The organism is Cellvibrio sp. QJXJ (assembly GCF_024452345.1).
Classification (GTDB): Bacteria; Pseudomonadota; Gammaproteobacteria; order Pseudomonadales; family Cellvibrionaceae; genus Cellvibrio.
On sequence record NZ_CP101665.1, the window covers coordinates 1 to 19,844 of the forward strand.

Annotated in this window: 24 protein-coding genes and 1 tRNA gene; 16 read left to right on the forward strand and 9 right to left on the reverse strand. The window is 46.0% G+C overall.

Translation table 11 applies throughout. The features are described 5' to 3' along the window. The 4 genes from NNX04_RS22680 to NNX04_RS22695 form a co-directional block, all read right to left on the reverse strand. A partial coding sequence (locus NNX04_RS22680; RefSeq protein ID WP_261948697.1) for a hypothetical protein occupies positions 1–314 on the reverse strand: 314 nt, incomplete at its 3' end. A gap of 371 nt (positions 315–685) precedes the next feature. After that, on the reverse strand, positions 686–901 hold the full coding sequence (locus NNX04_RS22685) for a hypothetical protein (RefSeq protein WP_261948698.1): 216 nt from the start codon (positions 899–901) through the stop codon (positions 686–688). 14 nt (positions 902–915) lie between these two features. After that, positions 916–2,664, reverse strand: coding sequence for a type IV secretory system conjugative DNA transfer family protein (locus NNX04_RS22690; protein ID WP_261948699.1), 1,749 nt, complete (start codon positions 2,662–2,664; stop codon positions 916–918). 8 nt (positions 2,665–2,672) lie between these two features. Beyond that, the gene (locus NNX04_RS22695; protein WP_261948700.1) at positions 2,673–2,960 is read right to left on the reverse strand and encodes a hypothetical protein; all 288 of its coding nucleotides are present in this window, start codon (positions 2,958–2,960) and stop codon (positions 2,673–2,675) included. A gap of 267 nt (positions 2,961–3,227) precedes the next feature. Between NNX04_RS22695 and mobA the strand changes: the two genes are divergently transcribed. The 12 genes from mobA (at position 3,228) to NNX04_RS22755 (ending at position 11,596) form a co-directional block, all read left to right on the forward strand. Then, the gene (gene mobA, locus NNX04_RS22700) at positions 3,228–3,527 is read left to right on the forward strand and encodes a plasmid mobilization protein MobA (protein ID WP_261948701.1); all 300 of its coding nucleotides are present in this window, start codon (positions 3,228–3,230) and stop codon (positions 3,525–3,527) included. 2 nt (positions 3,528–3,529) lie between these two features. Beyond that, the gene (traI, locus tag NNX04_RS22705) at positions 3,530–5,836 is read left to right on the forward strand and encodes a TraI/MobA(P) family conjugative relaxase (RefSeq protein ID WP_261948702.1); all 2,307 of its coding nucleotides are present in this window, start codon (positions 3,530–3,532) and stop codon (positions 5,834–5,836) included. Between the two features lie 53 nt (positions 5,837–5,889). Then, positions 5,890–6,261 (forward strand): hypothetical protein, encoded by a 372-nt coding sequence (locus NNX04_RS22710; protein WP_261948703.1) that lies wholly within the window; start codon positions 5,890–5,892, stop codon positions 6,259–6,261. Further along, positions 6,258–6,593, forward strand: a complete 336-nt coding sequence (locus tag NNX04_RS22715; protein ID WP_261948704.1) for a hypothetical protein — start codon at positions 6,258–6,260, stop codon at positions 6,591–6,593. Before NNX04_RS22710 ends, NNX04_RS22715 begins: the two co-directional genes overlap by 4 nt. 291 nt (positions 6,594–6,884) lie before the next feature. Beyond that, positions 6,885–7,538 (forward strand): hypothetical protein, encoded by a 654-nt coding sequence (locus NNX04_RS22720; RefSeq protein ID WP_261948705.1) that lies wholly within the window; start codon positions 6,885–6,887, stop codon positions 7,536–7,538. Between the two features lie 98 nt (positions 7,539–7,636). Next, positions 7,637–8,062 (forward strand): hypothetical protein, encoded by a 426-nt coding sequence (locus tag NNX04_RS22725; RefSeq protein WP_261948706.1) that lies wholly within the window; start codon positions 7,637–7,639, stop codon positions 8,060–8,062. A gap of 286 nt (positions 8,063–8,348) precedes the next feature. Further along, positions 8,349–8,636, forward strand: coding sequence for an antitoxin VbhA family protein (locus NNX04_RS22730; protein WP_261948707.1), 288 nt, complete (start codon positions 8,349–8,351; stop codon positions 8,634–8,636). 845 nt (positions 8,637–9,481) lie between these two features. Then, the gene (locus NNX04_RS22735) at positions 9,482–10,039 is read left to right on the forward strand and encodes a recombinase family protein (protein WP_261948708.1); all 558 of its coding nucleotides are present in this window, start codon (positions 9,482–9,484) and stop codon (positions 10,037–10,039) included. 87 nt (positions 10,040–10,126) lie between these two features. Further along, positions 10,127–10,504: a hypothetical protein gene (locus NNX04_RS22740; protein ID WP_261948709.1), complete on the forward strand. Its 378-nt coding sequence runs from the start codon at positions 10,127–10,129 to the stop codon at positions 10,502–10,504. Between the two features lie 11 nt (positions 10,505–10,515). After that, on the forward strand, positions 10,516–10,722 hold the full coding sequence (locus NNX04_RS22745) for a hypothetical protein (RefSeq protein ID WP_261948710.1): 207 nt from the start codon (positions 10,516–10,518) through the stop codon (positions 10,720–10,722). 274 nt (positions 10,723–10,996) lie between these two features. Then, a complete protein-coding gene (locus NNX04_RS22750; protein WP_261948711.1) occupies positions 10,997–11,482 on the forward strand; it encodes a helix-turn-helix domain-containing protein in 486 nt (161 codons plus the stop codon). Positions 11,483–11,489: 7 nt separating this feature from the next. Continuing rightward, positions 11,490–11,596, forward strand: a tRNA-OTHER gene (locus NNX04_RS22755). Between the two features lie 12 nt (positions 11,597–11,608). Here NNX04_RS22755 and NNX04_RS22760 read toward each other — a convergent pair. The 5 genes from NNX04_RS22760 to NNX04_RS22780 all read right to left on the reverse strand — a co-directional run bounded on the left by NNX04_RS22760 (position 11,609) and on the right by NNX04_RS22780 (position 15,765). Continuing rightward, positions 11,609–12,163, reverse strand: coding sequence for a hypothetical protein (locus NNX04_RS22760; RefSeq protein ID WP_261948712.1), 555 nt, complete (start codon positions 12,161–12,163; stop codon positions 11,609–11,611). After that, positions 12,163–12,519: a hypothetical protein gene (locus NNX04_RS22765; RefSeq protein WP_261948713.1), complete on the reverse strand. Its 357-nt coding sequence runs from the start codon at positions 12,517–12,519 to the stop codon at positions 12,163–12,165. Before NNX04_RS22765 ends, NNX04_RS22760 begins: the two co-directional genes overlap by 1 nt. 83 nt (positions 12,520–12,602) lie before the next feature. Next, positions 12,603–12,845, reverse strand: a complete 243-nt coding sequence (locus NNX04_RS22770) for a hypothetical protein (RefSeq protein ID WP_261948714.1) — start codon at positions 12,843–12,845, stop codon at positions 12,603–12,605. Next, positions 12,811–13,272, reverse strand: coding sequence for a hypothetical protein (locus tag NNX04_RS22775; protein ID WP_261948715.1), 462 nt, complete (start codon positions 13,270–13,272; stop codon positions 12,811–12,813). Before NNX04_RS22775 ends, NNX04_RS22770 begins: the two co-directional genes overlap by 35 nt. A gap of 9 nt (positions 13,273–13,281) precedes the next feature. After that, positions 13,282–15,765 carry a DotA/TraY family protein gene (locus tag NNX04_RS22780; protein ID WP_261948716.1) on the reverse strand — a complete coding sequence of 828 codons (2,484 nt, stop codon included), beginning with the start codon at positions 15,763–15,765 and terminating at the stop codon, positions 13,282–13,284. Between the two features lie 284 nt (positions 15,766–16,049). On the opposite strand from NNX04_RS22780, the gene NNX04_RS22785 reads away from it, so the two are divergent. The 4 genes from NNX04_RS22785 (at position 16,050) to NNX04_RS22800 (ending at position 19,500) form a co-directional block, all read left to right on the forward strand. Beyond that, complete coding sequence (locus NNX04_RS22785) at positions 16,050–16,691, forward strand: AAA family ATPase (RefSeq protein ID WP_261948717.1); 642 nt, start codon at positions 16,050–16,052, stop codon at positions 16,689–16,691. 22 nt (positions 16,692–16,713) lie between these two features. Continuing rightward, a complete protein-coding gene (locus NNX04_RS22790; RefSeq protein ID WP_261948718.1) occupies positions 16,714–16,995 on the forward strand; it encodes a ribbon-helix-helix domain-containing protein in 282 nt (93 codons plus the stop codon). A 55-nt stretch (positions 16,996–17,050) separates the two neighbouring features. After that, positions 17,051–18,388: a hypothetical protein gene (locus NNX04_RS22795; protein WP_261948719.1), complete on the forward strand. Its 1,338-nt coding sequence runs from the start codon at positions 17,051–17,053 to the stop codon at positions 18,386–18,388. 833 nt (positions 18,389–19,221) lie between these two features. Continuing rightward, on the forward strand, positions 19,222–19,500 hold the full coding sequence (locus NNX04_RS22800) for a hypothetical protein (protein ID WP_261948720.1): 279 nt from the start codon (positions 19,222–19,224) through the stop codon (positions 19,498–19,500). Positions 19,501–19,844 lie beyond the last annotated feature (344 nt).

The following is a 19,844-nucleotide window of genomic DNA, read 5'->3' on the forward strand; positions in this document are numbered from 1 at the left end:
TTTGATTTAATAATCAGATCACTTTTTTCGAAATATGAGAGTGCTTGGTCGGCGATAGAATTTAAAGAGTATTCGTCACCAAAAATATCGTCACAATTGCTTTCATTAATGATCAACCCTTGATAATACACATCCTCCCTTTTTTTCAATTTAACGCCGATGTGCGGTATGAGTCCTCCTGATGTTGGACCTCCTGACCTTTTTAGCGCAATAGCTGCGATTTTTGAGAGAGTTGGCTTTCTTTCGTGGATAGAAACTATTGTTCCAAGTGAGTAAGCACCACCACGATTATCTACATCTACGATTGCGTACATAATCCACTCCAGGAGTTTGTCATTAAGTGAATATATAATAACATACACACATAAATAATCAATATTTATGTGTGTATGTTATTGCGTTTATTGTTGTTCGCTTATTGAACATCAAAAGCCGGATATTTGACTCAAGTAAAATTTTATAAATTTGAGTAGCGAAAGCGCTTGTAGATACCACCGCTCTAGCAGCCCCCAAGAGGGGTTGGTGCTGTGGTCAACTGGGGCGAAGTGTTCAAAAACGGTGAGCGAAGCGCGTAAACGCCACAGGCGTTTTCCACGGTTTTTGAATACGGTGCGAAGCATCGTCCAGGTTGTCCATCAGCTTGACGGGGGTTTTTACATCTAATTTAATATTAAAATAATAGTATTTAAGCTGTTTTACTAACTATCGTTTCTAAGTTGTCATTTGCTGCAAGGTCAAATTTATCCTTATTTATCACTCCGATAATGACCCCGAAAATCACTCCCACGATAACCCCAGCGCGAAAGATCCGCACGAACTCCCAGGCACCTACCCGCAGCGGCACCGGCAGGACGTTTAGCCAATCCGGTACATGATTCGATGTTGTTTTACGCCATGCCATGATTCGTCTCCTGGTTAGTTCAAATATAGCGGTTCGACTTGGAGCACTTCATCGCAGCTATGCGCGCCCAGGTTGCCGATTAACAAACAGAAATCGGCGCTCAGGCTTCGCATATCGTTTGACCCAAACAGGTCGTTACGCTGGATCGACGTATTCACGCTTTCAGATTGTGAAACGCTGTGCGTGGGTTGTTGGCCACCGATCCCTGCTGTTGCCCAGCTATCACTTTCGCTGGAGCTTTCCCCGGTGCTGGTGATGTGTACGTCAATTTGTCCCAGGAGTGATTTAACGTGATCGAGCGTGGCCTGATCCTCCGTGCGGTAAATGATTCTTTGCCGGAAGTTTTGCAGTACAGCATGGGCGGTATCTTTATTGCCGCCAAGTGCCAGGATCAGCGAGGAAACACCTTGCATCGACACAATGCCAATACACCCGGCGCTACGGGACTTATCCCAAAAGTCGGTATCTGAAATCGAGTCTACGATTGCCTGGTATTCATCGCACACAAAGGCTATGCGTCTATCCTGATTCCAATCAGCCATCATGCGCCGTTCTTTCATCATGTTCATGAAGCGAAGCTTGATAAGCATGTAGGCGAACTTAGCGCCTTCCTTGCCGTATTTCGTCACTGGAAGATTGACCAAATAAATCGCACCATCATTGATAAGCCTGGCTATATCGGCCTCGCCGTGAGTGCTACCGGTACTGAATGCATCGACTAAATCAGGATGTGCAAATGGGGATAAAACCGCGTTCATTGTCCCCATGATATTTTTTCTAAGTTTGTCATCATGCTCGTTCCACACGTTGACAAAGAACCGTTGGCTTTGAACAAAAAAACGCTGTTCTCGATCCGTCATAGTGCTGATCTTTTCCACGCCTTCAGCCAACAACCTTTCACGATATCTATGATCGAAAACTACGTCATATAACCCGGAAATTGAATACTCCGCAGGCCGTAGCAGATTTAATAAATTAAGGCAGTGGCGCGCCATTTCAGTGGCCGAATCCACCCAAAAGGCGCTATCACCGGTTCCTTGCCCTTGAGCCAGAAAGCAGCTTTTCAAATAGCTAGCGGCAAGCTCCGGTGTGCAACCACGAAAGAGGTTCAGCGTCATGCCACCATCACCCACGACTTGATAGTCTCTACCGGCCATTTTTGTAAGCGCGGCAACGTCTTTTTGAAAGTCCGTCTTAATATCAAAAATCATTGCCCCGGTGTTTTGGCGTAAGAGCTGCAAAAGTAGGGGATTGATCGAGCGCGACGTTTTCCCGCCGCCAATGCCACCAAAGATGATTAAATTCTTGCTGCAATCTTCGGGCGATAGCTGAATATAATCACCGTTTGACCTCCCGCCGATATGTCCACGATCAGCTAAAAAGCCAGTCGAAATACCAAGGAATAATCCCTCAAAAGTGGTTTTTAATCGTGCCAATTCATTAATGTTTTCTTGCTCTATTTGCTCCGGCGTTTTTGCATTTTCTTGTGCTTCAATTTCACGCTGCTTTTCATCATCTACTGATTTTTTAGCAAGCGATCCAAGAAGATAGAAATATCCACAAAATATGCCTATTGGAATAGACCACCAAAAAGCATAAGAAAAACGCCCATAGCTTCGCACTGGATCAACCATTTCCCAAAACGGAAGCAAACCGATAACTAGCCCCATCCACGCTCCAAATGTGAACATTAACAGACGGTTTATAATCCATTGTTTAAACCATTTTTCACCGTGTTTAGAGGCCGTATCTATTTGATGCATGTTTACACCTATTCAGCTTTATCCGTGGTTTTCACTACTGCTTTTTTGGTCGTTACTTTCAAGGCATCTTTAACCGTACTTAAACTGATCTGCGCACCGTTTTGTTTGAATAGCTCTACAATTTCTTGCAGCGTGTAGCCCTTTGATTGCGCTGCTTTAATCTTCCCTTTTAGTTCGCTTACAAGCTCTTTTGTGGTCAAGGTTCTTTCGGCTTTTGGCTTCTCCGGTAGATTATCAAGTACGCCCTCAATTTTGATGCGTATATCTTTGTCGAATGTGCGCTTTGTTCCTGCCATGTTTACACCTCTAATTTTTGCATGATTGCAGTGTTAAATTCGCTGTAATCATCTAATCTTTGTTTTGTGTTGTCAATCTGTTTTATTTGTGTTATTTAAGTCTTAAAACTGTACTCATTTTAGGGGACAGGGTAGGGAATGTCCCACCGCCGATAAATCGGCTAAGGACACCGGAAGCCTCCACTCGTTGCACTCGTTATGGCTTCCTTTCCTCCCCTGCTCAGGACTGCGCCCCGAGACCCCACGCCAAGGCGTCAAAAGGTATTTATGTCATCAAGTGAAAGCCGTAAGCGAGTCATCAATTTAAAGACAAGATGCTTGCCCGAGGAAGCCGAAGAAATCCGAAGTAAGGCTATCGATTCGGGTGTTACTGTCTCCGAATTTTTGCGGTGCGCCGCGCTTGGACGCAAAACGAGGTCAACAATAGACAGCCAAGTTATCAATGAACTGCGCAGACTTGGAGGATTACAAAAGCACCTTTTCACCGAAGGGAAAGGTGTTCATTCAAAAGAGTATGCAGAGATACTACAGGCGATCAAAGAAGCTATTTTGAGGATTGAAAACTAGCCATGTTAGCTAAGGTTCCCGCCAAGAGAAGCGACGGAAAAACCAGCTTTAAAAGCTTGGCTAAGTATGCTTGCGAGCGCGACCATATAGACCCCGAAACCGGCGAAGTATCCCGCTATCAATGCGCAACAGAAACTAATTGCTTGGATACTGATACCGCATGGCGTGAAATGAAGGCCGTAGCAGATATGAACGGCAGGGTTAAAGATCCTGTTTATCACTTTACCGTTTCGTGGCCAGCGAGTGAAAACCCGACTGACCAACATGTCTTTGAGGCGGGTAGGGCAGGGATGGAGGCGCTAGGCATGGGTGAACATCAATACCTAGCGGCAGTGCATCGTGATACGGATAATGTTCACGGCCATTTCATGGTTAATCGTGTAAATCCTGAAACCTATAAAGCCGTTTATCCAGACCGTGATTATTACAAGCTAGATAAGGTTATGCGTGAGGTGGAACTTGCGCAGGGCTGGAGCCATGATAATGGTGTTTATGCTGTGCATGATCGCAATGGTGAAAAGGTTGTTGATTGGTCTAAAGATAAAAATGAACTTGATCGATCAAAAGCCAAAACGCCAGTTAAGGCGCGGCAGATGGAAGCCATTACCAGCAATGAATCATTAGCCAGTTACGTGCAAGGACAGCCAAAGATAGATGCCTTAGAGACACTTAAAAACGGTGGTTCATGGCAACATTTGCACACCATTCTTAGCCTACATGGTCTTGAGATTCGGCCTAAAGGCCAAGGATTAGCTCTTTATTCTAAAGAGCATCCAGACCTTACGCCGGTTAAAGCGTCCACCATGGGCGAGCAGTTTGGCGCGGGTAAACTGACCAAGAAGCTTGGCGAATATCAAGCACCAGCGCCGACCATTAAAGCACTGGAAGCGGCAACTAAATACAGCGATAAAAAGCCAAAACGTGATCCCAAGATTAGAGAGCAGCGCAGGGAGGAACGCGCCGCCGAACGTGAGCTATTACGTGATCGCTACAAGCAATATAGGGAAGAATGGAAAGCCGCGAAGCTCCCGGCCAAAAAAGCGCTATATGAGCAGCAAAAGCAGCGCAAAGACACCATTACAAACGAGCACAAAAAACAGCGTGAATCCATCCGCACCAGCGGCTTATCCATACCCGAGAAAAAAGCACTTTATAGCGTGGCGGCGTTCGATATAGCCGCCCAGCGTTTGGAGCTTGCGAACACCATAAGAGCCGAGCGTGACCAACTGAAAGCCGAGAAAGTTAAGCCCTATCGGGATTGGGTATCTGATCGCGCCCAGGAAGGTGACAAGGCCGCCATTGCGCAGATCCGTGGCTTTGCTTATGCCGATAAGCGGAATGACAAGCACCTGAAAAAAGCCGAGCATGAGGACACCCGTCACGGCTTCCTGGTTGCCCCGGATTCCTTCGATCAAGACCCACAAAAGCCGCAACGTATTAGCGAGCGCTTTACGTGGAAGATCGACCACAACACCGGTTCAGTTGATTACCTGCTCAACGATAAAACCGCGTTTAGTGATCGAGGCCAGCGGATCGCGTTTACCGAACATGGCAAGGGTGATCGAGAGGCAGCACTGGCCGGTTTGCTCCTGGCGCGTGAGAAGTTTGGCCAAACACTGGATGTGAAAGGCAACCAGGAATTTAAGGATCTGATGTTGTCGCTGGCCATCGAGAACAAGCTGGACGTTAAATTCAGCGATCCCGAGCTGGAGGCGCGCCGCCAGGAGGCAATGAAACCGAAAGTTCAGCCTGTCGCCCTGGAGAAGCCCCAGCGGTTGATGACAGACCAGGAGATTAAACTTGCCCTTAGCGAACCCCGACCAACCGAGCCTAACCAGGAGCTGGTCGAGATTAACGCTATCAATGCCCACGCCAAAGCCTACAAACAGCAATTGCAGGACAAGTACCTGGTAGAGCATGGCCAGCGACCAGATCCCGAGCAGGGCGGTTTTATTGCCCGGTTTACCGCCAAGCATAAAGCCGAGCAGTGGGATAAAGGATTTGCCGCCCTCGATGACCAGGTGCAGCGCCGGGTGGAGCTACTACATAGCGACGATCCCAAGGCCGTAGAGTTCCGGGCTAAAGCCTGGGATGCCGCCGTCAACGCCTACAGTGAAAAAATCACTGCCTGGCAAGCAAACCGGAACGCGGCATTTACTCAACAGGAAGCATCAAAACCCAGCGCCGAATCTGAAAAGGCACAGCGCGAAAAACGCGAATTGGAAGCCCGTCGCTTGGCAGAACGCCAGCGTGAAAACAGCGAAAAACAACGGGAAAATAAGGGTAAAGACTTGGACTTTGATCGATAGAGAATGTGTAAAAGTGTGTGACTGTTTTTAATAAAATTATTAGGAGCGTAATCATGTTGGCAGCGAAAGATGACTTATTTTATTCAGTGGATAGTTACAAAAAAGACCTATTAAAATTGGTACTTAATCGGCTGGTTCCCGCAAAGCTACACAACTACATCGAATATGCAGATGCGCGCGCTTACCTGTGTATATCGATCGTGGACGCGGTGAAAAGCGCCGTGCCGCACCTGATCGTTGAGTATGGGGTGGAAAATGAGACAGGCCGCCATTCTGCGGGTGTGCTGTGCGCGGATTGGCGCAACAATCGCTTGGGTGCTATCCACTGGATCGGCGATATGAATAAACCCTGTGATTGGACTGTTTTCATGCAGGGGATGAGCAGCTATTTAGACCTTCCAGCCGTTGGCCAGGTGGCAGCATGAATTACCCGGAAGCCTTGGAAAGTTTCATCAACCGTCGATTAAACCCAGCGCTCCCGGAGTCGAGTCTCCAGTTTGCCGATGAGAGAAACTTTCTCTACATCGACATTACCGATGAGGAAGCCGCGCCGGTATTGTTGCTGCAATTTGGCATTCATGACGGTGACCGCCGCCGGGTGATGGGGATACTTAAAGCCGATTGGCTTAACGACCGCATTGGCCGTATTCAGGGGATGGTACTGGAGGGTAAAGCTTGTAGCTGGCCACAGCTTTGGGGACGCCTAAATCTGTACTTGGATCTGCCCCTGGTGCGTGAGTCAGTCCTTGTTGAGTAAATAGCTGGTTTTGTTAGAATGGCTGCGGTTTAGTCAAATCCCGCCCGTTGCGCTGGCGAAAAGGCTCTAGTTTTTGCAGGAAGCAACGTCCAAAAAAAAGCCCGCTCCCTAGCGGGCTTTTTCTTTGACACCATAAAAACCAAAAAACCCGCTTTTTAGGGCGGGTTTCTTAGATTTTCTTGTCACTAAGAGGGAAGGCTTTCGCGATCAATCTCAAAGCATCTGTAGACAGGTTAGGGCGTATGGTCTAAAAAGTCAATAATAAAACACTATTGGATTAAGTAGGATTTAATGGCATTTTCAATCAACGAGTTAGCAACGATACCTAACACTCTATCGCAGCCCCGCTTTGCAACCTACTTAAGATCATGTGCCAATGACCCACAAAAAGCCTTGGCGCTGTACCAATGGAATTTGCAACTCTCTGCGGCTCTCATTATACCGTTGCATGTCCTTGAAATAGGCATTCGTAATGCCGTCGTTGAGCGGTTAGATACGGTGTATCAGTCAAACTGGCATCTGAATCAGGGGTTTATTCGAAGCTTGCCAGATCACGGGCTTTATAAGCCTAGGAGCGACTTACTAAATGTAGCGAAAGTGCAGCCGACAGCGGGTAAGGTCGTAGCAGAGTTGAAGTTTATTTTTTGGGAAAAGATGTTTAATAAAAGGCACCACGGCATTTTCTGGAAAAATCATATTCACCGAGTATTCCCTCATGCCCCCAACACTTTAAACGAGCATCAGCTTAGAGAACGCATCCATGATGATATTTTTGAAATCAGGAAGTTAAGAAACAGAATCGCCCATCATGAGCCAATTTTCCCAAGACAATTGGGCACGGATTACACCCGTATTTTTGAGCTGATTTCATGGCGAGATGCAAACGCGGCGCAATGGGTAAAAAGAATTCAAAATGTTACTCTGTTGCTTACGCAACGACCTTAAAATTTCTTTGGCCGGCCCGTTATGCGCGCCCCAAGACAGAGTAATTTAGCATTACTGCTAGTATATTGGCTGCCATATTGAGAGGATTTCAGTGAAATATGGCAATAACTAAAAATACCAAAATAATCCACCCAGTAACTGGCGTACATGAGTTTGGCGCAATACCAGAGATTATAAAACCAGAGAAAAAGCTTCATATTGAAGGTGGAAATATCTACCTAAAGCACGGCGAGCATATTGCCAAGAATCGCGGTTTCGGCGTAAACCACATTTGGATTGAACACAGTGACCAGCTTATAAAGCTAGGTTATTCCACGATTGATGATGTACCACGGTATGTGTCAGAGATTATCGTTGCGGGTGCCAGTATTCATGTTGCTGACTACAGGCGGCCTACAGTTTTGAGAAGTGCCAAGGGTATTGTGATACTGGAATTAAAGCTTGTGGGAAATTCATGTGAATATTCTGTAGTAACTGCATACCCACAAAAATATGCACATGGTTCAATTGTTGGGAACATTTAAGCGGAAATAAAAAAACGGCGCGTAATGCGCCGTTTGTGTACATTAGGGACTAGTCGCCGCCTTTCCTTAGCTTACAACCATCACGTGGTTATAGGGTCGGAAATCGACCTTTCGGTCGCCACTAGTACAGAGAGAGCCAGTTTCTCTGCCACCTGAACTTGGGTAACCATTTACTGGAGGTTACTCCAAAGCTGCTCTTTTGAGCCCTTACTGACAGTATTGTCAATAAACACTTTCATGTCAACTTTTAACAGGGTTTCTAGCCTAATTACGAGGGTTTAAACTGATGAAAAAAGAGAGTTTCGCAAACGAAACTGAGCTTGCCCGGCGCGAGATTGTGGAGCAGGTGGACGCCATTCACCGGTTGGAAGGGTTTGATCCAGATGATGCACCCCAGTGGTTCCATGAACTGACGGAAGCCTACATCCAGGGCAAAGTAACCGCTGAACAGGCCACGCAAATTGCTTTGGCAAGACTCACGAAAACCCCTATTTTTATAGACTCAAATGAGCCTTTAGAACTTCCTGCCTTTGTCAGTTTCGCAAGCGAAACGGCTCCCGATGATGACACTTGAGGGGCGTAACCGGAAGAACGATCATAGTAAGAATTCCTCCACATATGGCCTACTTAAAGTTATAGCCACCACCCTATTTACGGTCAAAACCACTACTTTTCCTGCTAAAATGGCCTTGCGGCAGTCCCTCGCACCACGCAATTAGAGCGGAAATGTCAAACTGCCGCGCTTTTGTCGTACCATCGGTTACGCCCCTCAAGTGTCATGACCTTGGTAAGAATTCCTCCACATATGCCCCTCAAGTGTCACCATCTGCGCGTTTTAACCGCGATTTTAAAGCCATAACCACTACTTATCCTGTAACCGTTAGAACGACGGATATGTGGAGTAATTCCTTGCTGAAAATAAAAATCTATATAAATCAGGATGTTATATTTTCTGATATGTGGAGGAATTCTTACTCTAGATCAAAACCCTCCTTTTCCGTTCTCCGGGTTACACCAATCTAAAGCTATAGCCACTACCCCCGGCGCACTATCGTTCCACCGGTTACAGGTAAGAATTCCTCCACATATAGGGGGACTAAGTTGTTGATTTTGCTTGCGATCTTGAAACACGGCTGGCTTGTTGACATTTGAGGGGCATAACCAGGAGAACGACTATTTAAAGTTGTGGCCACTACACCGGCCTATCGTTCTACTGGTTACGATTAAGAATCTCTACACATATAGACACTTCAGGCTGTAACTGGAAGAACGACAGTCTGCAATTTAAAGATTGCGCCACTATCTTGGTGTATATAAAACGGTGGTTTTTAAGACAGTCTATTTCTCCTGGTTAAAACAACACAAACCCCTTTGCTTGGTGTATAAATACCCGTCTATCAATCTATGTATTAAAAACGTATGGCAAAGCTAATAGGGTATGCGCGCGTCTCTACCGATGACCAGAATCTGGACTTGCAGCGGGACGCACTACAGAAGGCCGGTTGCCAGGTTATCTATGAAGAAACGGCCAGCGGGAAAAACGCTACTAGGGTAGAACTTGCTCAGTGCCGGAAAGCGCTGCGATCAGGTGATACGTTAGTTGTTTGGCGACTGGATAGGCTTGGCCGATCCCTCCCTGACCTGGTAAGCATCATAGGTGAGCTGGAGGCGGACGGGGTTGGGTTCCAAAGCATCACGGAAAAAATCGAAACCGGCAGTGCTGCGGGAAAGTTGGTATTTCATGTGTTTGCAGCGCTGGCGGAGTTTGAACGTAACCTGATCCGGGAGCGTACTAAGGCGGGATTGGAGGCAGCCAGGGCGCGCGGTCGTAAAGGTGGTAGAAAGCCAGCATTAACCGAGAAAGCTGTTAAGGAGATTAGGCAGCTTTTGAAAGATCCTGATATTGAGGTAACAGAGGTGGCCAAACGGTATGGCGTATCCAGGGCAACCATCTACAAGTATTTGGGTGCCACATAAACCACGAACTGTGAACCGCTAGCCTTAGGGTATGAGATAACTCAGGCAAAATCGCGCTCTTCCATATTGGCTACAAGGGATACACCAATGCTTACCTCGGAAGAGATATTTATCACTGACTACACCAGCTTATTTTTAGACCTTTACCGCTTTGGGAACTCGATCAGCCCTCGGCTAGACCATGTGCGTCCCGGTAAAGATGCACATATTCAAGATAGAAATGGCATCAAGTATATTGTTGCTGATGGGAATGGTGTCAGTGCATTTTCAGCAGTTCCTACAGGCAAAGGGAATGTGTGGAAGCTGCGGAAAGGAACACCTTTACCACCAGGTATAAAACTAGTGATTGATAAGCGACCTAATCACCAAAATCATTATATGTTGGCGCCAGAAAAAACCATGAAATTAAGCGAGTTTCACGCGCTCATGGATAAAGTTAGAGAATTTGCTGTTAAAGTTTCTTGAGGACAAAAAGCATGGAAACAATTGATTTTAAATTGCCGTATTCAGAAGTTACTTTAGTCCTGGATTCTTTACGGCATTACATAAAGCATATTGAAAACTTAGACGAGTCGGCGGTTGATGAAGATACCTTGGCCGATTTGTTAAATGACAACGAAAACTTAAAGGCAATTGAAGCCCAGCTTTCAGCTCAATATGCAGAGAAATTTGGCAAGTATTGATGCCGAATGGGTATGCAAAAGTGAATGCATACCTATTCAATGCCGCATAGAGGGCTGTTCAATAACAAATAACCCTCTGTGCTTAAATGATCTACTAAGAATACTCAGCGAACCGTAACACCACGTAACGCACATCCACTCAATTGCAATATGCATCATACCACTAGCCCCCGCCCGTTTTTGCACAGGGGTCGTCACTGTCAAACGCTTGTCTACCCCAGTTTAAGCCCGCATACTGAGTTCCAACAGATCAAGAACAACAGGAACTCAGAGTATGACTGACGCCAAACCGAAGAAGGCCAAAGCCGAAGAGATTGCTGTAAACGAAAAAAAATGGGGCAAGCAAACGATTGCTGTTGGCTGGACTCTTGTACCCAATATGTTACTGGAGCGTCAGGCTGTCTTAGGTATTAATTCGACGCAGTTAAATGTGCTTCTGGTAATACTCAAACACTGGTGGGAGCAAGAAACATTACCTTTCCCAGAAATGAACACCATTGCCAAAATGATTGGCCTCAGCAGAAGCACTGTACAAAGAAATATTCGGGAACTAGAGGGTGCGGGTTTTATTAAACGCATCGTGCGTAAAAAGCGCAATGGAGGTAACAACTCTAACCAATATGACTTCACTGGCCTTATTGAATTGTTGAAGCCTTTCGCAACCGAAGAACTGAAACAACGTGAAGAACAAAAACAAGAAAAACAGAACCGGCTAACAATTAAGGGCAACCGTCCTGCTTTGAAAGTTGTAAAGAGTTGACGATTTACGCGGCGTAGCTCAATAGGATAGAGCGCCTTGCTTCGACATACTGAACTGAGTGGAATCTGTATGGTATGGGCAAGGGGGTTGTAGGTTCAAGTCCTACCGCCGTTTCATTTTCACCATTCAGTTTTTGCCATCTACTTTTTGCGCATCAAGCAAAGATTGGTACTGAGCATACAACTCTGTCCCCGGCGGCATGAAGTTTGGTAACAGCAACACAGAGCCGAAAGGCGAATCTTCCTCTTGGTATTGATCCTCAGCTTCAATAGGCGGCCTTCCGCGTGGCTTCTCCGGGCGCTTGTACCCTGCCCTATCCAATGCCTTGGACAAGTTGTCTAGCGCCCTCCAGATTGCTTCTGGCTCGATTGGCTCCAATTCCTCACCAATGGCCTTCGTCGCTAACTCTATCGTGCTGCTGGCGCTATCAAGCGCTGTTTGCAATTGCTGACGGCGAAGCTTCATATCATGCTTACGCTTCCACTTAGACCACTGCTGAATTTCATCCTGGGTAAACAGTTCTGCAACCTCCGGAGGAAGCTCAGGGGCAAATCGGTTGAAGGAGGCAACCATTGCCAAACCATTGCCATCCTGCTTTTCACGGTAGCACTGAACGGCGTTACCCTCGCAGGTGACACCGCCCAAAGTTTTGTTTTTGTATCGTGTAATTTTAAAGTGCATTAGCGCAGCCAATTTTCATTGCGGAAAAATCGAAGAAAGGCTCCAGGAACGAATACGATACCTGTCTCAATTTGCCAGCTCCTGAATGCCCACTTGAATCCAAAGGTGCAAAGCATACATCCAACCGCCAACCACGACAGCACGATTTGACCACCCTGCCCTTGCGCCCAACCAAAGGCAGCGACAAGTAAACATATGAAGCCGACCGCGTAACTGCAACGACTTCTATTTCTGTGGGCTTTCACCAATGATTCGCGCTCCTGGTGCGGCATGTCAGCAAGTCGCTCTTGGCCTTTTTCATAGCGTATTTCATTGGCCTTCTCACGAAGAATGTTTATATCATCGGGAGCTTTCAAGCGAAAACGACACTTTTTGCAGTGCCATTTTCCCCCGCCGTAATAGAGTTGGCCGCCTTCGCACTCCGGGCAGAAACAAGTCATTACTTATGGCCTCTCTCTAGGTGCTCTTCAAATGCCCATTTTTCTTCCATAGTGGAAAATGAACGACCTTTTACAATTTCCATTTCCAGCAGGCGAGAAACGTTTTTTACAGGCTTCGCAGTGACTACCGGAAAGCTTGCTTTAATAATTGGCTTTTTCTTGGATTTAATAATTTGGTCTGCAATATCAATTAAAAGCAAACCAGGATTAATAGTCGAGGTCACTACTTCTTGTTGCTGCATTTTCACACCACCTTTTTATTGTGTTGACGATATTTTGTGAACAGCTTTGTTCACTGAGTTCAATCAAAGATATTTTGCGTAAATGACCGGTTTTGATGTGCTTATTTGAGCACTCAAGCATGGCATTACAGAAATTATCTCTGAATTCTTGGGGTGCGTTTTCCAGGGTTTGGATCGCTGCAACTACAAGTGATTGCGCAGCGTTTAATGCAAAAGATTGATCGGCATTTACCTGGCGCGCAATTGCTAGATCTTCACGCGCTTCACGCAGTTGATTTTCAAGCTGCTGAAACTTTGGCTTCGCATCTGCTATAGCTTCGTTCCAACCATCGATGTGTCCAGCTTCATATCCTTGTGCTTGGCCTTGTTTCATGCCGACCGCGTGGCCGATAGCCTCCGCGTTGTATGCTTCGCGCGATTGATACATGCAAACCCCCTAAACGTTGTTATTACTCGGTGTAACTCCTTGCCCGTTGCTACTTAGCGAGCGAGACTTGGCGCGTGAACGACCTCCGCCCCCTCCCCCGCCACCACTTGGGCCAATTGAGCCACCAGGATTAGTTTCACCTCCACCGGCGGAACTGGAGCCTATAGTATTAGCAGGATTTGCCTGAATCGGTGCAGAACGAGTGCGCCCTAACCCGCCACCACCACTAGTGCTGATACTGGATCGCTCGAATGAGCGGCGCATTTCATCACCGGCTTGGGTTTCACCCATGGGGCGGATACCGGCAGAGATCCAGCCCAGCACTGTGTCTACCAGTGTTTGCGGCAGACTGAAAATCAGGTAAATCATTGGCAGCAGCAACAAGCCAAACATAACTAACCAGTCTTTGAATGTTAAAAACTCAACGTACCAGCCAAGTGCTTCACTGCTTGTTACATTCGCGGTTCTCATCGCAAAAAATGCTTTGGCCAGATACCCGACGACCGGATTGGCCAACGAAAAAGCAGCGAATAATCCCAGCACAATCAACGCAGGACGCACAAATAACGTTAACAGCAACAGATAACCTTGTGTTTGGGAGCCGATGAAAGTTTTGTCCGGGGTCATGTGCATCACAGCCCATAAAGGGGCAGCTACGATTGATTGCAATACCTGAAGGAACCAACCAACGACGGCCACCATGAAAATGGTGTATGGCAGGCTCGGGAGGAAGATCCCAAAATAGAAGGCCAACAGGCCGCACCAGCTGGCTATTTGCGCTAACTGGGGCAAAATATTGTGATGAAGCCAATCCCGGATCACATCACCTACGGGTTTTAAATCAACGCCGTTACCGAGAATTTGAACGCTTCCAACAACTGCCGCCGCGCCGCGCAGCGCGTTAATACCGGTATCAAGTACTTTATCTATTGCGAACATACTGGATTCTGCTACTCGCAAAATATCTCCTGTCGTTTTAATGCGAGCTATTGCGTCTACGTCGCCTTCACTTCCGATTAACGCCTCGGTGGTAGATTGCATTGTCCAGCTAATCATTGAAGAAAAATAACTGTCACCGCGCGACCCCAACGCATCAATACTTAAATCATCCAGGCTTGACGGCAAAAGTGCTCCAATGTCAGCCGCTCTCGGCGCACCTTTGGCCGGTGTAAAGTCGGCACCGGCAAGCGCTTTTGAAACTACAGTTCTGTGAATTGTATCGAGAGAATTTCTTGCTAACTGTCCCGCTGCGTCATATGGCAAAGCCGCCAAAGTTGGTGGTGAAACCTCGCCTGCTGATTCACTGTATATCTTGCTGAATTCCTCTCGAATTCCACTCATTTTTTGATAAAAACCACCGGCCATCATCCAACCATCGCCGGTTACATCAGTCATGTATTTTTTCATGATGTTTGCGAGCGTTTCATCATTTTTCATCATCCCTAACAAAGCGGTCATCATGTTAGTTTGTGCTGCATTCACGATCTGATTAAAACGATTACTTTCAACCAATTCCCAACCTGTTTCGTTGATCGAGGCAGGCCAGACGTTAACCCATGAATCGAGTTCGGTCATCATTTGAATTAAGGCTTGTTGCTTAGCATCAAGGGCAGCAATACGTACAGTTTGCATCGCTGTGCGGTTAGCTTTGAGAGTTGCAATATCAAAGACACCCGCAGCGCCGTTTACTGTATCCAGCGTGTTGTCCCAAGCTGATGCGGTTGCAGGGACATAGCTATAGATTTTAACGCTGCCGCATATTGGCTGACCTCCCGCTAGGTTCGTTCCGGGGTTGCGGTCTTTTATTTGAAAAATTGAAGCAGACTTAACTTTCGACTCGCTAATTATGGAGTCTGGCGAGCCGGTGGACATAACCGATGCTGATAAACCACTCGCAGTGTTCTTATAAATTTCATTGACCGTGCGAGCACACCAGCTGGCAGCAAGATAGTCACTTGCGAACTTGCGCAGGTCGTAAAGCGGAAAATTAGGATTAGGTTTAGCGGCTTTACCAAGTCCCATTTGGGCACTAACGCTTTGCAACGAGCCGTTAATAATTCCGTTCTCAACCCCGGCTTTATACACGCTGTTTGCAAGCCCAACAGCCCACAGCGAAATAGTTAAAACAATCACTTGTATGAAACTAAAACCGCTGGCCGAAGGTAGCAACACCCCTGCCCCTGTCACGATCCGAAGCGGTGTGAATATGCTTGACCACGCCCTGCCCATGACCTCGCCATCACTGGCGGTATTAATAGTTCCCACAATAGCCACGTAACTCACGATCATTGCACCGATGATCAAAATCCCAGAGTTGAAAATAAGAAACATAGAAGCAAGGACATTGCTTGTAGCCGCAACGGCGTTTGGATCTGCGCCTTGAGTCAGCTGGGTGATAACTGGCCCAAACACCTGCGTCAGCATTTGTACGCTCACATCGCTACAGGTCGCTACTGCTGGATCGCACGGGGTAAATGGCATTGATGCGGTCATGTTCGTTTTGCTCAACAATTAAACTAGAAACGATGCTAGAGCAAAAAAATACTAGTTGCAACAACTCCAAAAAAACAGAAAACTTGACTATAGAATAGACAGCTAAAATTATATATTGTTGATTTAAAAGGATTTTTATGAAAATTTGAGCACTACTATAGTATTGGTTTACGCCAATAAAATAATTAATTATTTTATTCTGACCCTAGAAAACTTGACACTGATGTGTTTATCAATGATTATCAGATTGTTTTCACTGTTTTTAATATTAAAAAAGGTGTCTTATGATAGTTACTGTAGGTAATACGAAAGGTGGCGTAGGTAAAACAACTATTGCGGTAAACCTCGCAATTGCCCGTGCGCTAGCAGGCCGCGATGTTTGGTTAATCGATGGAGACCGTCAGGGAACGGCACAAACCGCTATCAGCATTCGAGCTGATGCAGGCCATGCCCCTGGCATTTCCTGCGCCTCCTACCCGGACGGCGTAACCTTGCGCGCCCAAGTGCAGCAACAAGCATCAAAATTCGATGACATTATCATCGACGCAGGCGGTCGAGACTCTACCGCGCTACGCGCTGCATTGGTTTTATCTGATGTGCTGTTAGTGCCTTTCCAACCGCGTTCTTACGATGTGTGGGCGCTCGATGACATCGCGTCTCTGGTTGATGAGGCTCGTAGCGTTCGCGATGGCTTACGCTGCTACGCAATATTGAATTGTGCAGATCCTGGTGAAACCAGCACCGACAATATAGAGGCCGCTGCCGCCGTTGCAGATGTGCCGCAATTTGAATACCTCCCTACCCCATTACGCCGCCGCAAAGCCTACTCAAATGCAGCAGGGCAAGGCTTATCTGTGCTTGAATTGAAACCAAGTGACAAAAAAGCTATAGATGAGTTAAATTCACTTATTATTCAGTTATTTTAATATTACTTAGAGAGTAAATAAAATGGCAATTACGAAGAAAAAACCAGCGGCAGAAACTAAAGCAGCCGATGACTTTATCTCTGGTGCGCCTGATGCTGCGACGATACAACCAGAAACCAAAAAGCCCAAGTATGTTAAAAAGGGTAAGAAACTACAGATTACATTGACCATCGCACAGCCTCTGTTAGAGCGCGTAGATGAAATGGCCGAGCGGTTAGGGCAGAGCAGGGCTGCTGTAATTAATTTTGCTATCTTTCAGGGCTTAGAAAGTGGTTTACAAATAGATCCGTCAAAAGAATTTTAATATTAAATTAATATCATTTTAGAAGTATTTAAACTGTTAAAAACTGGTATACGAGATGAAAAAAACAGAAACCCATTTCGATGCTGAAATGCTAAAGCAGATCCCTGATCTTAGCGAGGCAGAGGAAGATGAGGAAGCGTCCATGTCTAAGTTGGCTCTTCATCTTGATTGGTTTTTAGTAAAGTTGAAGCAAGAACTGAATGTAGCCGTAACTCAAAAAGACAAGGCTAGAGCAGATGAACTGGTAGCAAAGGTTGCAGAGGTTCAAGTTGAACGTGACGATGTTTGGGCAGCATTACGCACTGCGACAACTCCCCCGAAGAACAAGCCGAAAAAGGAAAGTACAACTAAAAAGGATCTAAATGTGCCAGCTCCGACCAAAAGTATGCAGTTTGACCTTTTCAGACAATTCATCAATGACAAAGGTGACGTTAGCAATACGATTGAGGTTTGGGATCTCATACCAAAGTATTTCTTGACTGCCGCACAGGTCAAGGCTCTGCGATCAGATAAAGGATTGGCCGCGCCGGTTACTTGGGAATACACAATGCGTGAACGAGATACTACAGCTCGATGCACAGTTGAAATTCAGCCAGCCCTTATAAACGTTGGCAAAACTGGAAAGCCCGAATTTTTAGCCTTTTTCCCTGGTTCTACAGAAGAGATTATCGAGGAAATCCTTAAAAAGCTCCTGGTTGATGATCAACAGTTAGGTATACATGACCCCAAACAAGGTGAAACATGGGTTCGTTTTAGCCTACGCATGATCGAAAGGGAGCTTGCAGCACGTGGTAAGACACGCAATCGACAGGAAATTCGTCAATCATTAGAAATAATGGCAAAAACCCACCTTACATGGGTAAAAAATGGCAAAGCGGCTTATACCGGTTCACTAATCAGCGAATTGATTACCGTAGATCGAAGTGATTATGAAAATGACGGTAACGCTATGTGGGCAGCTCGGCTGCCATCGATAATCAGCTCGGCGATAAACAAGCTGCAGTACCGTCAGTTCAACTATTTACGGTTAATGATACTTAAGGATTCACTTTCTCGGTGGATCTACAAAAGACTGGTAAATCGCTTTGTGCAAGCGAGCGAAACTGATCATTACGAAATCACGTTTGGCGAATTAAAGCAAAGTAGCGCACTTCTGCAACAGTCAGACGACAGGGGCAATAGACGCAAGGTACTTGATGCCCTGCAAGAACTTAAAGACGGCGGTGTCCTCGCTGACTTCACTCATGAGGAAAGAAAGCAGGGTAGGCAAGTAGTCGATGTAAAATACAAACTCATCGCTTCACCGGCGTTTATAAAAGATCAAAAAGAAGCAAATTTGCGTCACAAAAACCATTACAGCACTGCCCAACAAAATGGGTTGGAGTTGCGATAAGTGGTAGGTTTAGCGCGCAGATAGATTTGTGGATAACTTTCAACGAGATAGCAAAAAAGAGGGAGGTTTAACGCGCAGATGTGGAAGGTTTAGCGCGCAAAAAGAGGGAGGTTTAACACTCAGATCATCACCAAATATGTGGTTATCCACAACAAAGTGGAAGGTTTAGCACTCATTTAGCCCTAAAAGAGGGAGGTTTAACGCTCAGATGTGGAGGGTTTAGCACTCACTTAGCGGAAAAGAGGGAGGTTTAACGCGCAGATGTGGAAGGTTTAGCACTCAGATACGTGTGAAGAGGGAGGTTTAACGCGCAGTAAAAATGCCAAAAGATAGTGTAAATATTTGATTTAATTAAATATTTAAGAATATGAAAATCTCCTATCCTTTTAACCTTATATCTAACCTATATATAAATATATATACCTAACCTGTAAGAGCTAGATCATCTTAATTTGAAAGATATCAAGCTGATGGACAACCGGGACGATGCTTCGCACCGTTGGCAAAAGCCGTGGAAAACGCTTAGGGCGTTTACACACCGCTTTTGCCAACTTCGCCCCAGTTGACCACAGCGGCCACCATATCCTGGGGGGCTAGATACAGGTATCAACAAGCGCTTTCGCTATGTAAATTTATAAATACTTGAGTAAAAGAACTGTTTTCCTACCAACGATGAGACTGTCCAAGGAGCGATCAAACAAAATTCCTGCTTGTATGGGTCACAGGATGCGTTATACGGCGTTTTTTCGAAAGGGGTAGGGCTACCCGCCCCAGAGCGCGATAACGTTGGCTGTATGAGCTAATAAGGCCAAAATTTGTATACGAGGCTTGATATGTGGCGTACTAAATCTGATGTTGCTAGTGGTTGTGCTGCTATTTCCAACGAACTACAAGAGTTGGCTACCGGTATTGAGCAAATTCTTAGCTGGTTTGAAAAAGGAGAAGATCCGCGAGTAATTGCAGGATCTCTTGAGCATCACCCGCACATGCTAACAATGCTCGCGATACGTGCCAAATCCATTTCTGAAGATATGGCTCATCAAGCCGCAGCAGAAGTTACTGACGCGGCACTTAATCGAATATTTGTTCTTGACGATACAAAAGGCGATTAGCTCACGCTGAAATGGAAATAAAATGAAAAGATCGGTGCCATACAAACAAAAAAACCACCGCGAGGTGGTTTTTTTGTGACAGTTTAGTGGTTGGCTTAACTGTCGTCGTGCAGATACTTTGTCGGTATTAAGATTATAGCTGATATTCACATTGCCATTTCATCGTGAATTGAAATTTTTGAACACGCGCTTAATTAGCCATAGCTGTCATTACAGCAATTCTTAGTCCTTCACTGAGATTACCTTTTCCAATCCTCTTCGCATGTTTAGCCGTACTTTCATCAAGCATGACGTTATAGCGCTTCGCATTATCTAGTAATGCCGGTCTTCCAACGCCCTGGGCA

Coding starts and splice junctions, on each gene's coding strand:
- NNX04_RS22760 (WP_261948712.1), bottom strand. CDS start 12,163: ATGCACTTTAAAATTACACGATACAAAAACAAAACTTTGGGCGGTGTC.
- NNX04_RS22735 (WP_261948708.1), top strand. CDS start 9,482: ATGGCAAAGCTAATAGGGTATGCGCGCGTCTCTACCGATGACCAGAAT.
- NNX04_RS22720 (WP_261948705.1), top strand. CDS start 6,885: ATGGCATTTTCAATCAACGAGTTAGCAACGATACCTAACACTCTATCG.
- NNX04_RS22785 (WP_261948717.1), top strand. CDS start 16,050: ATGATAGTTACTGTAGGTAATACGAAAGGTGGCGTAGGTAAAACAACT.
- NNX04_RS22710 (WP_261948703.1), top strand. CDS start 5,890: ATGTTGGCAGCGAAAGATGACTTATTTTATTCAGTGGATAGTTACAAA.
- NNX04_RS22770 (WP_261948714.1), bottom strand. CDS start 12,845: ATGCAGCAACAAGAAGTAGTGACCTCGACTATTAATCCTGGTTTGCTT.
- NNX04_RS22740 (WP_261948709.1), top strand. CDS start 10,127: ATGCTTACCTCGGAAGAGATATTTATCACTGACTACACCAGCTTATTT.
- NNX04_RS22695 (WP_261948700.1), bottom strand. CDS start 2,960: ATGGCAGGAACAAAGCGCACATTCGACAAAGATATACGCATCAAAATT.
- NNX04_RS22750 (WP_261948711.1), top strand. CDS start 10,997: ATGACTGACGCCAAACCGAAGAAGGCCAAAGCCGAAGAGATTGCTGTA.
- NNX04_RS22745 (WP_261948710.1), top strand. CDS start 10,516: ATGGAAACAATTGATTTTAAATTGCCGTATTCAGAAGTTACTTTAGTC.
- NNX04_RS22730 (WP_261948707.1), top strand. CDS start 8,349: ATGAAAAAAGAGAGTTTCGCAAACGAAACTGAGCTTGCCCGGCGCGAG.
- NNX04_RS22725 (WP_261948706.1), top strand. CDS start 7,637: ATGGCAATAACTAAAAATACCAAAATAATCCACCCAGTAACTGGCGTA.
- NNX04_RS22800 (WP_261948720.1), top strand. CDS start 19,222: ATGTGGCGTACTAAATCTGATGTTGCTAGTGGTTGTGCTGCTATTTCC.
- NNX04_RS22790 (WP_261948718.1), top strand. CDS start 16,714: ATGGCAATTACGAAGAAAAAACCAGCGGCAGAAACTAAAGCAGCCGAT.
- NNX04_RS22685 (WP_261948698.1), bottom strand. CDS start 901: ATGGCATGGCGTAAAACAACATCGAATCATGTACCGGATTGGCTAAAC.
- NNX04_RS22795 (WP_261948719.1), top strand. CDS start 17,051: ATGAAAAAAACAGAAACCCATTTCGATGCTGAAATGCTAAAGCAGATC.
- NNX04_RS22775 (WP_261948715.1), bottom strand. CDS start 13,272: ATGTATCAATCGCGCGAAGCATACAACGCGGAGGCTATCGGCCACGCG.
- NNX04_RS22690 (WP_261948699.1), bottom strand. CDS start 2,664: ATGCATCAAATAGATACGGCCTCTAAACACGGTGAAAAATGGTTTAAA.
- NNX04_RS22780 (WP_261948716.1), bottom strand. CDS start 15,765: ATGACCGCATCAATGCCATTTACCCCGTGCGATCCAGCAGTAGCGACC.
- traI (WP_261948702.1), top strand. CDS start 3,530: ATGTTAGCTAAGGTTCCCGCCAAGAGAAGCGACGGAAAAACCAGCTTT.
- NNX04_RS22715 (WP_261948704.1), top strand. CDS start 6,258: ATGAATTACCCGGAAGCCTTGGAAAGTTTCATCAACCGTCGATTAAAC.
- mobA (WP_261948701.1), top strand. CDS start 3,228: ATGTCATCAAGTGAAAGCCGTAAGCGAGTCATCAATTTAAAGACAAGA.